Source organism: Achromobacter pulmonis (genome assembly GCF_021733725.1).
Classification (GTDB): domain Bacteria; phylum Pseudomonadota; class Gammaproteobacteria; order Burkholderiales; family Burkholderiaceae_B; genus Achromobacter; species Achromobacter pulmonis.
In genome coordinates, this window is the sequence record NZ_JAIFOT010000001.1 from 578,818 (window position 1) to 590,691 (window position 11,874).

Annotated in this window: 10 protein-coding genes; 8 read left to right on the top strand and 2 right to left on the bottom strand. The window is 67.7% G+C overall.

Annotation, left to right across the window (positions count from 1 at the left end; genetic code table 11):
• Nucleotides 1–16 precede the first annotated feature (16 nt).
• The 8 genes from K2W61_RS02645 (at nt 17) to K2W61_RS02680 (ending at nt 8,439) form a co-directional block, all read left to right on the top strand.
• Nucleotides 17–1,576 (top strand): ABC transporter substrate-binding protein, encoded by a 1,560-nt coding sequence (locus K2W61_RS02645; protein WP_175131322.1) that lies wholly within the window; start codon nt 17–19, stop codon nt 1,574–1,576.
• Between the two features lie 85 nt (nt 1,577–1,661).
• Entirely contained in the window at nt 1,662–2,603 is a 942-nt protein-coding gene (locus K2W61_RS02650) for an ABC transporter permease (protein WP_175131321.1), read from the top strand.
• A 120-nt stretch (nt 2,604–2,723) separates the two neighbouring features.
• Nucleotides 2,724–3,593, top strand: coding sequence for an ABC transporter permease (locus tag K2W61_RS02655; protein ID WP_175140934.1), 870 nt, complete (start codon nt 2,724–2,726; stop codon nt 3,591–3,593).
• A 2-nt stretch (nt 3,594–3,595) separates the two neighbouring features.
• Nucleotides 3,596–4,603: an ABC transporter ATP-binding protein gene (locus K2W61_RS02660; RefSeq protein WP_175131319.1), complete on the top strand. Its 1,008-nt coding sequence runs from the start codon at nt 3,596–3,598 to the stop codon at nt 4,601–4,603.
• Nucleotides 4,600–5,601 (top strand): ABC transporter ATP-binding protein, encoded by a 1,002-nt coding sequence (locus K2W61_RS02665; RefSeq protein ID WP_175131318.1) that lies wholly within the window; start codon nt 4,600–4,602, stop codon nt 5,599–5,601. Before K2W61_RS02660 ends, K2W61_RS02665 begins: the two co-directional genes overlap by 4 nt.
• 33 nt (nt 5,602–5,634) lie before the next feature.
• Nucleotides 5,635–6,507, top strand: a complete 873-nt coding sequence (locus K2W61_RS02670) for a MurR/RpiR family transcriptional regulator (RefSeq protein WP_175131317.1) — start codon at nt 5,635–5,637, stop codon at nt 6,505–6,507.
• A gap of 14 nt (nt 6,508–6,521) precedes the next feature.
• Nucleotides 6,522–8,003, top strand: a complete 1,482-nt coding sequence (locus K2W61_RS02675) for an N-acyl-D-amino-acid deacylase family protein (protein WP_175131316.1) — start codon at nt 6,522–6,524, stop codon at nt 8,001–8,003.
• Nucleotide 8,004: 1 nt separating this feature from the next.
• Complete coding sequence (locus tag K2W61_RS02680) at nt 8,005–8,439, top strand: RidA family protein (protein WP_175131315.1); 435 nt, start codon at nt 8,005–8,007, stop codon at nt 8,437–8,439.
• A 418-nt stretch (nt 8,440–8,857) separates the two neighbouring features.
• Here the strand turns inward: K2W61_RS02680 and lolA are convergent, their stop codons facing one another.
• Nucleotides 8,858–9,493 (bottom strand): outer membrane lipoprotein chaperone LolA, encoded by a 636-nt coding sequence (lolA, locus tag K2W61_RS02685; protein WP_175131402.1) that lies wholly within the window; start codon nt 9,491–9,493, stop codon nt 8,858–8,860.
• Nucleotides 9,493–11,868 (bottom strand): DNA translocase FtsK, encoded by a 2,376-nt coding sequence (locus K2W61_RS02690; protein WP_175131314.1) that lies wholly within the window; start codon nt 11,866–11,868, stop codon nt 9,493–9,495. The genes lolA and K2W61_RS02690 overlap by 1 nt, the downstream gene beginning before the upstream one ends.
• Nucleotides 11,869–11,874: the final 6 nt, after the last annotated feature.

An 11,874-nucleotide genomic window follows, 5' to 3' on the forward strand; every position in this document is an offset into this window, starting at 1 on the left:
CTCTGGAGAGAGAATCATGAACTTCCGTACCTCCCGGCAAGGCGGCGGGCTGAAAAGCCTGCTCGTGGCCGGCGCGATTGGCTTGACCGCATTGTCGTCCCCCGCCCTCTGTGCCACGCCGGTCAAGGGAGGCACGATTTCGGTGGCCACCATCGGCGAGCCGCCCACCCTCGATCCGATGAGCAGCACCGCCGATCTGGTCGGTATCCTGACGCAGCACTTCTTCGAAACGCTGTACACCTTCGACGCCAAGTGGAACCTGACGCCGCTGCTGGCCGACAAGATGCCCGAGGTGACGCCGGACGGCCTGGTCTACACCATCGCCCTGCGCCAGGGCATCACCTTCCATGACGGTTCCAAGATGGATTCGTCGGACGTGCAGGCCTCGCTCAAGCGCTGGACCGAGACCGCCACGCGCGGCAAGATGGCCGCCAAGGTCATCGCCAGCATCGAAGCGCCCGACGCCAACACCATCCGCATCACCCTCAAGCAGCCCTACGCGCCATTGACCGCACTGCTGGCCATGAACAATGCCGCCGCCGTGATCATGCCCAAGGGCAAGATCGCCCCGGTCCTGACCGAGATCGTCGGCACCGGCCCCTACCAGCTCAAGGCGCGCGTGCCGGACCAGTACATCCAGCTGACCCGCTTCGAAGGCTACAAGCAGCGCGCAGGCGAGCCCGACGGCTACGGCGGCGCACGCAAGCAATACCTGGACGAGATCCGTTTCGTGCCGGTGGCCAACGCCAACACCCGGTCCGAAGCCGCCGCCGCGGGCCAGTTCGACTACGTCGATTCGCTGCCGGTGGAAGCGCTGGACAAGCTCAAGGGCGGCCGCTCCGACCCGATCATGCTCAAGCCGTTCGGCTGGCCGCGCCTGGTGCTCAACACCAAGCAGGGCATCATGTCCAACCTGGCGGTGCGCCAGGCGGTGCAACTGGCCCTGAACGAAGAAGACATGCTGTACGCCGCCTTCGGCAACAAGGACTTCTACAAGCTCAATGGCGACCTCTATCCGGAAGGCTATCCGTGGGCCACGTCGCTGGGCGGCAAGGTCTACAACAAGGGGGATGCCGCGGCGGCCAGGAAACTGCTCGACAGCGCCAACGTGGCCGACAAGAAGGTGCGCATCCTGACCAGCCAGCAATACGAATTCCATTACAAGATGGCGCTGGTGGCGGCGGAATACCTCAAGGCCGCCGGCTTCACCGTCGACATGCAGGTGGTGGACTGGGCCACGCTGACGCAGCGTCGCCAGGACCCGGCCGTGTGGGACATCTTCATCACCCACAGCGTGTTCCTGCCCGAGCCCGCGTTGATCGACTTTCCGTCCAAGGATGCGCCGGGCTGGTGGGACACGCCGCGCCGCGCGCAAGTGATGGACGCCTTCAACCAGGCCCGCACGCAGGAAGAACGCGTCAAGCGCTGGGCTGACGTGCAGCAGGCCGTGTATGACGAAGTGCCGTTCGTGAAGGTCGGCGACTTCAACGCCCAGGCCGCCCGTTCGCCGTCGCTGCAAGGCGTCAAGCCGGCGCCGTGGCCGTTCTTCTGGAACGCCTGGAAAACGCCGAAGTAAGCCGGGGCGCGGGGCCGGGCCGCCTCGGGCCCGCCCCGCCCGAACCACCGCGCCGGCACTGGCGCGCCCATCCTAGGATGCCACTGTGTTGCGTTATCTCTTGAACCGGCTGGTCGGGCTGGTGGCCGTGATGTTCATCGTCGCGACCATCGTGTTCGTCATCATCCGCGTCACGCCCGGCAATCCCGCCGCCGTGATGCTCGGTCCCCAGGCCAGCCAGGCCGACATCGCCGCGCTGGAACACCAGTTGGGTCTGGACCGGCCCCTGCCCGTGCAGTACCTCTCATGGCTGGGCAAGCTGGCGCAGGGCGACCTGGGCCAGTCCATCTTCATGAACAAGCCGGTGCTGTCGGCCCTGGCCGACCGCGCCGAACCGACCCTGCTGCTGACGCTGATGTCGCTGTGCATCGCGACGCTGATTGCGCTGCCGGTGGGCATCCTGTCGGCGGTCAAGCGCGGCACCACGCTGGACCAGTCGGTGTTGTCGTTTTCCATGTTCACCTCCAGCGTGCCGAGCTTCTGGCTCGGGCTGCTGCTGATGCAGGTGTTCTCGGTCAAGCTGGGCTGGCTGCCGGTGTCGGGCTATGGCGGCCCGGATGCCTCGTTCGCCACGCGGGTATCGCACCTGGTGCTGCCGGCGGTGGTGCTGGGACTGGTGAATTCGGCGCTGATCACCCGCTTCATCCGCGCCAGCATGCTGGACGTGCTGCGCGACGACTACGTGCGCACCGCCCGGGCCAAAGGCCTGCCGGAAAGCCGCGTGATCCTCAAGCATGCCGTGCGCAACGCGCTGATCCCGATCCTGACGGTGCTGGGCCTGACCACCGCCCTGCTGATCAGCGGCGCCGTGGTCACCGAGACCGTGTTCGGCCTGCCCGGCGTGGGCAGCCTGGTGGTGTCGGCGGTGCTGCGCCGCGACTACCCCGTCATCCAGGGTGCGCTGCTGATCATCGCGGCCATCTACGTGCTCATCAACCTGTTCATCGACCTGTTGTATCTGCTGGTCGATCCGCGCGTACGCTATTGATGATGAACCCACCCCCGACGCGCCTTCGGCGCCTCCCCCTCAAGGGGACGCCACCGGCGGCCCGGCAAAGCCGGCTCCGCGGTGGCCCCGCTTGGAAGTGTTGCGAACGAAACGACCGAAATGACTAATCCGACTACAGTTGACGCCGGCACGGACCGCTGGCAGGTGCTGCGCCTGCTGGTGGCGCGCAAGACCGTGCTGGTCAGCCTGATCGTGCTGGTCGTGCTGGTGGTCGCGGCGCTGCTGGCGCCGTGGCTCAGCCCCTATGACCCGTTCAAGCTCTCCATCATGAACCGGCTCAAGGCGCCCGGCGCCGCGCACTGGTTCGGCACCGATGATTTCGGCCGCGACGTGTTCAGCCGCGTCATCTACGGCGGCCGGCTGTCGCTGATGGTGGGCTTCTCGGTGGTGATCCTGTCCAGCGTGCTGGGCATCGCGTTGGGGCTGATCGCCGGCTTCTTCCGCTCGGCCGACAAGTTCGTCTCGCGCCTGATCGACGCCATGATGGCCTTTCCCGACATCCTGCTGGCGATCTCGCTGGTGGCGGCGCTGGGGCCGTCGCTGGTGAACGTGGTGATCGCGCTGGGCATTGTCTATACGCCGCGTCTGGCCCGCATCGTGCGCGCCTCGACCCTGGTGATCCGCGAGCTGCCGTTCGTCGAAGCCGCCCGCGCGCTGGGCGTATCGACCTGGCGCATCGTCACCGTGCACGTGCTGCGCAACCTGCTGTCGCCGATCCTGGTGCAAGGCACCTTCATCTTCGCCTACGCGATCCTGGCCGAAGCCGGCCTGTCGTTCCTGGGCGTGGGTGTCTCGCCCGACATTCCCACCTGGGGCACCATGATCAACGCCGGCCAGCAGTACATGGGCTCGGCCGACTGGATCATGATCTTCCCCGGCATCGCCATCGTCCTCTCGGTGCTGTCGCTGCAACTGGTCGGCGACGGCCTGCGCGACGTGCTCGATCCGCGCCTGCGCAAGGAGCTGTAATCATGACCGCAAGCACCCGTGACATCGTGCTGTCGGTGGAAGGCCTGAAGACCTGGTTCCACAGCCGCGACGGCATCGCCAAATCGGTGGACGGCGTCACCTTCGACCTGGCGCGCGGCGAAACGCTGGCCATCGTCGGCGAATCCGGTTCGGGCAAGTCCGTCACCAGCCTGTCCATCATGGGCCTGCTGCCCAAGCCGGCCGGCCGCATCGAAGCGGGCCAGATCCGCTTTCGCGACCGCCGCGGGCAGGAACACGACCTGGCCCATGCCTCGCCGGCCACGCTGCGCCGCATCCGCGGCGCCGAGATCGCCATGATCTTTCAGGAGCCCATGACCAGCCTGAACCCGCTGTACACGGTGGGCGACCAGATCGCCGAGGCCGTGCTGCAGCACGAGGGCGGCTCGCGCGCGGCGGCCATGAAGCGCGCCCGCGACATGCTCGACCGGGTCGAGATCCCGGCGGCCGACCGGCGCGTCAACGAATACCCGCACCAGATGTCCGGCGGCATGCGCCAGCGCGTCATGATCGCCCTGGCGCTGGCCTGCAACCCGGCCGTGCTGATCGCCGACGAACCCACCACGGCGCTGGACGTGACGGTGCAGGCGCAGATCCTGGACCTGCTGCGCCGGCTGCAGGCCGAGATGAACATGAGCATCCTGTTCATCACCCACAACCTGGGCGTGGTGGCCGAGATCGCGCATCGCGTGGCCGTGATGTATGCCGGCCGCGTGGTCGAGGACGCCGGCGTCTACGACCTGTTCGAAAAGCCCACCCATCCGTACACGCGCGGCCTGCTGTCCTGCCTGCCGACCGCCGCGCTGCTGGCCGCCGGCGAGCGCCTGCGCGCCATTCCCGGCAACGTGCCGAGCGTGCTGTCGCTGCCCGCCGGCTGTACCTTCGCGCCGCGCTGCGCGCTGGCCGACGACAACTGCCGCCGCGACGTGCCCGAACTGGTGGCGGTGCAGGACCGGCACCACGCCCGCTGCATCAAGGTGACCCCGCTATGACCGCAAGCCCCCAACCCGCGCGCGCCGCCGAACCCCTGGTGCGCATCGAGGACCTGAAGGTCCACTTCCCCACCTCGCAGGCGCGCAACGCGCCGGTGGTGCGGGCGGTCGACGGCGTCAGCTTCGACGTGCCGCGCAACACCATCGTCGGCCTGGTGGGCGAGTCCGGCTCGGGCAAAACCACCACCGGGCGCGCCCTGCTGCGCCTGTTCGCGCCCACCGCCGGCCGCCTGGTGTTCGACGGCCACGACCTCACCCGCCTGTCTGAAAAAGAGATGCTGCCGTGGCGCCGCCGCATGCAGATCGTGTTCCAGGACCCCTACGCCAGCCTCAACCCGCGCATGACCGTGGCCGAGATCCTGGGCGAGGCGCTCGACACCCATGAGCTGGCCCAGCACCGCCGCGCGGCCCGCATCGGCGAACTGCTCGAGCGCGTCGGGTTGAACGCCGATCACCGCCGCCGCTATCCGCACGAGTTCTCCGGCGGCCAGCGCCAGCGCATCGGCATCGCCCGCGCCCTGGCGGTGGAGCCGGACTTCATCGTGGCGGACGAACCGGTGTCGGCGCTGGACGTGTCGGTGCAGGCGCAGGTGCTGAACCTGCTGCAGGACCTGCAACGCGACCTGGGCCTGACCATGCTGTTCGTGGCCCACGACCTGGCGGTGGTCGACTATCTTTGCGACGAAGTGGTGGTGATGTACCTGGGCCGCGTGATGGAACGCGGCCCCACCCGCGAAGTCTACGCGCGGCCGCGCCATCCCTACACCCGCGCCCTGCTGTCGGCCGCGCCGGTGCCCGATCCGCGCGCGCCGCGTTCGCGTATCCTGCTCAAGGGCGATATTCCCAGCCCGGTCAATCCGCCTTCCGGCTGCGTCTTCCGCACCCGTTGCCCGCACGCCATCGAGGCCTGCGCCATCACCGAAGCGCGCGACGTCAGTGTCGGACCTGGCCACTTCGCGGCCTGTTCGCGCCTCGGCGATCCCGAACTGGCCGTGTAAAGGGCTCCGCCCGCTTCGACCCAGGAATACCACATGAACATCATCCGCGACATCGTCTTCCAGATCCGCAGCCGCCGCGACGACCTGAGCGTCACTGAACGCAAGGTCGCCGACGCCATCCTGGACAACATCATCTGGAGCGCCAGCGCCACGGTGGACCAACTGGCGGCCAAGGCCGGCGTCAGCATCGCCACCATCTCGCGCTTTGCGCGCACCGTGGGCTGCGACGACACCCGCGACCTGAAGATGAAACTGGCACAGGCCAGCACCGTGGGCAGCCGCTTCCTGGACCCGAGCGCGCCGGCCGAGGAAAGCACGTTCTATGCGCGTATCTACGCCGACATCGAAAGCACGCTGCGCGCCCATCTGCCCACCTTCACCGAGCCGCTGTTCGAGGCTGCCGCCGGCATCGTCGATGGCGCCCGCATGGTGTATGTATTCGGCATGGGCGGCGCCTCGGCCGTGCTGGCGCAGGAAGTGCAGTCGCGCCTGGTGCGCCTGGGCTACCCGATCGCGGTCTACAGCGACGCGGTGCTGCTGCGCATGGTGGCCGCAACCCTGGACGAGCGCGATGCCGTGGTGATCCTGTCGGCCTCGGGCCTGACGCCGGAGATCGTCGGCGCGGCGCGCATCGTCAAGCAGTACCGCGCCCGCATCGTCGCCGTCACCGACGCCACCTCGGAACTGGCCAAGCTGGCCGACGTGGTGCTGCCGATACGCACCGACGAAACCGACTTCATCTACAAGCCCTCGGCCTCGCGCTACGCCATGATGCTGGCGATCGATCTGCTGTCGACCGAGCTGGCCATGCTGAACCAAGAAGAAAACCGCGAACGCCTGCGCCGCATCAAGCTGGCGCTGGACGAATACCGCGGCGGCCCGAACCGGCTGCCGCTGGGCGACTGACCCTGGAAACCAAGATGTACGACACCCTCATCGGCAACGTCCGCGTGCTCGACGGCTCGGGCGCTGCCGAATATGCCGCCGACGTGGCGCTGGCCGGCGGCCGCATCGCCGCCATCGGCGACCTGTCCGGCACCGCGGCGCGCCAGGTCATCGACGGCGCCGGCCTGGCGCTGGCGCCCGGCTTCATCGATGTCCACACCCATGACGACACCAACGTCATCCGCACGCCCGGCATGCTGCCCAAGCTGTCGCAGGGCGTGACTACCGTGGTGGTAGGCAATTGCGGCATCAGCGCCGCGCCGGTTGCGCTGCGCGGCGAGCCGCCCGACCCGATGAACCTGCTGGGCCGGCGCGAGGACTTTGCCTACCCGACCTTTGCCGACTACACCCGCGCCATCGAGGCCGCGCAACCCGCCGTGAACGTCGCCGCGCTGGTCGGCCATACCGCCCTGCGCAACAATTACCTGGACCGCCTCGACCGCAGCGCCACGCGCGACGAAGTGATGGCCATGCGCGAACAGCTGCGCGAGGCCCTGGCGCACGGCGCCATCGGCCTGAGCACCGGCCTGGCCTACGGCTCGGCCATCGAGGCCGACACCGCCGAGGTCAAGCTGCTGGCCGAGGTCCTGGATGAGTTCGGCGCGCTCTACACCACCCACCTGCGCTCGGAATTCGCCGCCATCCTCGAAGCCATGCAGGAAGCCTTCGACATCGCCCTGCATGCGCGCGTGCCGGTGGTGGTGTCGCACCTGAAATGCGCCGGGGCCGGCAACTGGGGCCGCACGAAGGAAGTGCTGTTCAAGCTGGAGAACGCCGGCCGCATGCAACACGTGGGCTGCGACTGTTACCCGTACTCGGCCAGCTCGTCCACGCTCGACCTCAAGCAGGTCACCGACGAATTCGATATCGACATCACCTGGTCGGTGCCGCACCCCGAACAGGCCGGCCGCAAACTCGCCGCCATCGCCGCCGACTGGAATGCATCGTTGCTGGAAGCCGCCAGGCGCCTGCAACCAGCCGGCGCGGTCTATCACAACATGCACGAGGACGACGTGCGCCGCGTGCTGTCGAACCGGCTCACCATGGTCGGCTCCGACGGCCTGCCCAACGACCCCATGCCGCACCCGCGCCTGTGGGGCGCCTTCCCGCGTGTGCTCGGCCACTACAGCCGCGACGTCGGCCTGTTCCCGCTGCCCGAGGCCGTCCACAAGATGACAGGCCTGTCCGCCGCCCGCTTCGGCCTGGCCGAGCGCGGCCTGGTGCGCGAAGGCTTTCATGCCGACCTGGTGCTGTTCGACCCCGCCACCGTCATCGACCGCGCCACCTTCGCCGCCCCGGTCCAGACCGCCGCCGGCATCGAAGCCGTCTGGGTCAACGGCGTGCTGTCCTACCGCCACGGCCAACCCACCGGCGACCGCGCCGGCCGCTGGCTGCCCCGCAACGGCGACCTGCGCGCCAGCTTCGCCGCCTCAACCCCTGCCCCCAAGGAGCCCTGACATGAGCAGCACCATCCCCACCCCCGACAACAACGGCATCACCCGCTACGGCGTTGCCGGCGGCACCGGCCAGGGCGGTTCCCACATGCCCTTCGCCCGCGCCGTCGCCGCCGACGGCTGGCTCTACGTCTCGGGCCAGGTGCCCATGGAAAACGGCGAAGTCATCGAAGGCGGCACCGTGGCCCAATGCCACAAGGCCATCCAGCAAGTCCTCGCCATCCTCAAGGAAGCCGGCTACGGCCCCGAGCACGTCGTGCGCTGCGGCGTCTGGCTCGACGACGCGCGCGACTTCCCGTCGTTCAACAAGGTCTTCAAGGAATATTTCGGCGAAAATCCCCCCGCCCGCGCCTGCGTGCAGTCGCCGCTGATGGTGGATGCGAAGGTGGAAATCGACTGTGTGGCGTATAAGCGCCCCCACGCCGCGCCCACTGCGTGAGCTAGCTGCCCCCCGAGGGGGCTGCCCGGCCTTCGGGCGGCCGGGCGGCCGGGCGACCCTCCCAGCCCAAGCCGCTCGCTGCGCGCATCGGGCGACATCGCCCATCAAGCCCCTAGCAAGCGCGCAGCGACCACCACCCCGCCGCAAGACATCACGTATGCCGGAATCGGCCGCCCGCGGGGCGCGCAGGCGGTGAGCGCGCCGTCGATGCGCCCGACGGAATCCGAAGGCAGCCGCCGCAGGCGGCAACGAGGATGAGGATGGGGTAGTCCGGAGCGAACGCTCCGGACCGCAATCGTTGGCGCGCTCACCGCCTGCGCGCCCCGTGACGGGCGGCCTACGAAGCAACCACCGCACCAAGCAAGAAACAAATACTCAAGAACTCAAAGGCAAGCCAGCAAAGACGCCGCTGGACTCCCTACATCTTGACGACATCCACGCCCTTGGGCGCCACAAACCGAAACTCCCCCTCGCCAAGCTTGGGGTTGGGCACGATCCCCGAAAGATCCACCCGCGTCGTCTGCCCGAAAGAATCCAGCAGTTCAACCCGCACCGGCAGATTGTCCTTCATTCCGATATCCACCCGCGAAAACCCGGCATCCGCCGTGCGCGGCTTGGCCCGCAGCCAATCGATGCCATCCTTGGACGGCAACGCCGTCACCACGAACGACTGCTCCAGCGATCCCGACCCGAACAGGATCGCCGCCGGCGACGTGCCGATTGCCGCGTCCACCTTGCGCTCGGTCACCTGCGCCAGATCCGGATCGAACTGGAACACCTGCTTGCCATCGGAAATCACCAATTGCTCATAGGGCTTCTGCACCGCCCACTTGAACTTGCCCGGCCGCTGGAACGAGAACACGCCCGTCTGCGCCGGCTGGGTACGCCCCTGCGTATTGACGGTGTATTGCGAAAACGACCCCGTCGCCGCCGTCACCGTGCTCACGAACGCGCGCAACTGCTCCTGCGCGCTGGCGGCCATGGCCGAAACCGGCGCCAGGGCCGGAACCACGCACAAGGCCAGGGTGGCGGCCAGGCCGCGAAACGTCTTCATCATGCTTCCTCTCGGGCGGCGGCGGGCACCAGGATTTCCCGGTTGCCATTGGACTGCATCGCCGACACGATACCCGATTGCTCCATCTGTTCCAGTAACCGCGCCGCACGGTTGTAACCAATGCGCAGATGGCGCTGCACCAGCGAGATCGAGGCGCGGCGATGCTTGAGCACCACCTCGCAAGCCTGGTCGTACATCGGATCGGACTCGGCGTCGCCGCCGATGCCGGTGACACTGCTGGCGCCTTCGCCGCCGTCACCTTCGAGCCCGCCTTCCAGCAGGCCTTCGACATAGTTCGGCTCGCCCTGCGCCTTCAGGCTTTCCACGACGCGGTGCACTTCATCGTCGCTGACGAAGGCCCCGTGCACGCGCACCGGCAGGCCGGTGCCCGGCGGCATGTAGAGCATGTCGCCCTGGCCCAGCAGGGTTTCCGCGCCCATCTGGTCGAGAATGGTGCGAGAGTCGATCTTGGATGACACCTGGAAGGCGATGCGGGTCGGGATGTTGGCCTTGATCAGGCCGGTGATGACGTCGACGCTGGGACGCTGCGTCGCCAGGATCAGGTGGATGCCCGCCGCGCGCGCCTTCTGCGCCAGGCGGGCGATCAACTCTTCGATCTTCTTGCCCACCACCATCATCAGGTCGGCCAGTTCGTCGATCACGACCACAATGGTGGGCAGCGGCGACAGCGGCTCGGGCTGGTCGGGCGTCAGCGAGAACGGATTCGGGATCGGCTCCTCGCGCTTGATCGCGTCGCGGATCTTGGTGTTGTAGCCGGCCAGGTTGCGCACGCCCATCTTGCTCATCAGGCGATAGCGTTTTTCCATTTCGCCCACGCACCAGTTCAGCGCATTGGCGGCCTGGCGCATGTCCGTGACCACCGGCGCCAGCAGGTGCGGAATGCCTTCGTAGACGCTCATTTCGAGCATCTTCGGGTCGATCAGGATCACACGGGTGTGCGAAGCATCGGCCTTGTACAGCAGCGACAGGATCATGGCGTTGATCCCCACCGACTTGCCCGACCCGGTGGTACCCGCCACCAGCAGGTGCGGCATCTTGGCCAGGTCGGCCACCACCGGATTGCCGGCGATATCCTTGCCCAGCGCCATGGTCACGACCGAATGGCTGGCGTGATAGGTCTGCGACCCCAGGATCTCGGACAGCTTGACCATCTGGCGGCGCGGGTTGGGCAGCTCCAGGCCCATCAGGTTCTTGCCGGGGATGGTTTCCACCACGCGGATGCTGACCAGGCTGAGCGCGCGCGCCAGATCCTTGGCCAGATTGACGATCTGGCTGCCCTTGACGCCGGTGGCCGGCTCGATTTCGTAACGCGTGATGACCGGACCGGCCTGCGCCGCCACCACGGTGACGGACACGCCGAAGTCGGCCAGCTTCTTTTCGATCAGGCGCGAGGTGAATTCGATGGTCTCGGCCGACACGGTTTCCTGGTTGGCCAGCGGCGGATCCAGCAGGCTGATGGCCGGCAGGTCGCCTTCGCCGCCGGGCGGCGCGAAGAACAGCGACTGCTGCTTTTCCTTTTCGACCCGTTCGGACTTGGGCACCACGGTGATTGCCGGCTCGATGCGCACCGGCTGCTCGTGCACCAGCTTTTCCTGCTTGGCCACCACCTGTTCAGTGCGTACGGCCTTGGCGACTTCACCGACCTTGCGGTCTTCGCGCGCGGCATACGAGTTGCGCACCCGGCGCACCAGGCCTTCGAGCCAGGCGCCGACCCGCTCGGACACGGTCAGCCACGAGAACGAGAAGAACAGGCTCAGGCCGATCGCCAGCATCACCAGGAAGGCCAGCGTGCTGCCGGTGAAACCGATGCTGCGGCTCATCAGATCGGCCAGGGTATGGCCGATGACGCCGCCCGCGCCGCTGGCGTTTTCCGAGGCGCCCGGCAGATGGGTGCCGCGGCTGGCCAGACGCAGCGCTTCCATGCCCAGCGAACCGACCAGCAGCAGCAGGAACCCGATGCCCTCTTCCCAGTGGACACGCGGCAACACCTCTGGCTGCTTACCATTTGTAACGCGAAGATGGCTGGCGAGGCGGCGATAACCCGCCCGCACCCGGTGCAGCAGCAGCACCACCCACCACCAGGCGGAAAAACCGAACAGATACAGCAGGATGTCCGCCAGGTAGGCACCCAGCGTCCCACCCTTGTTGTGGATGACCCCGGCGGGGACGGAATGCGACCAGCCCGGGTCGGCCGCGCTCCAGGTGGCCAGCACCAGGGTGAGCCAGGCCGCCAGGGCGGCGAAGAGGATCCAGCGGGCCTCGCGCAGCAACGCGGAAATACGCGTTTGCAGGGGCGAGGGCCCGTTGCGGGTATTGCGCGAGGCGCGCGGAGAAGCAGTCGAGATACGCGGCATGCGGCT

What these genes read in the sequence shown, in the direction of transcription:
- K2W61_RS02675 (WP_175131316.1), top strand. Translation starts at nt 6,522, where the DNA reads ATGTACGACACCCTCATCGGCAACGTCCGCGTGCTCGACGGCTCGGGC.
- K2W61_RS02670 (WP_175131317.1), top strand. Translation starts at nt 5,635, where the DNA reads ATGAACATCATCCGCGACATCGTCTTCCAGATCCGCAGCCGCCGCGAC.
- K2W61_RS02645 (WP_175131322.1), top strand. Translation starts at nt 17, where the DNA reads ATGAACTTCCGTACCTCCCGGCAAGGCGGCGGGCTGAAAAGCCTGCTC.
- K2W61_RS02660 (WP_175131319.1), top strand. Translation starts at nt 3,596, where the DNA reads ATGACCGCAAGCACCCGTGACATCGTGCTGTCGGTGGAAGGCCTGAAG.
- lolA (WP_175131402.1), bottom strand. Translation starts at nt 9,493, where the DNA reads ATGAAGACGTTTCGCGGCCTGGCCGCCACCCTGGCCTTGTGCGTGGTT.
- K2W61_RS02655 (WP_175140934.1), top strand. Translation starts at nt 2,724, where the DNA reads ATGACTAATCCGACTACAGTTGACGCCGGCACGGACCGCTGGCAGGTG.
- K2W61_RS02690 (WP_175131314.1), bottom strand. Translation starts at nt 11,868, where the DNA reads ATGCCGCGTATCTCGACTGCTTCTCCGCGCGCCTCGCGCAATACCCGC.
- K2W61_RS02665 (WP_175131318.1), top strand. Translation starts at nt 4,600, where the DNA reads ATGACCGCAAGCCCCCAACCCGCGCGCGCCGCCGAACCCCTGGTGCGC.
- K2W61_RS02680 (WP_175131315.1), top strand. Translation starts at nt 8,005, where the DNA reads ATGAGCAGCACCATCCCCACCCCCGACAACAACGGCATCACCCGCTAC.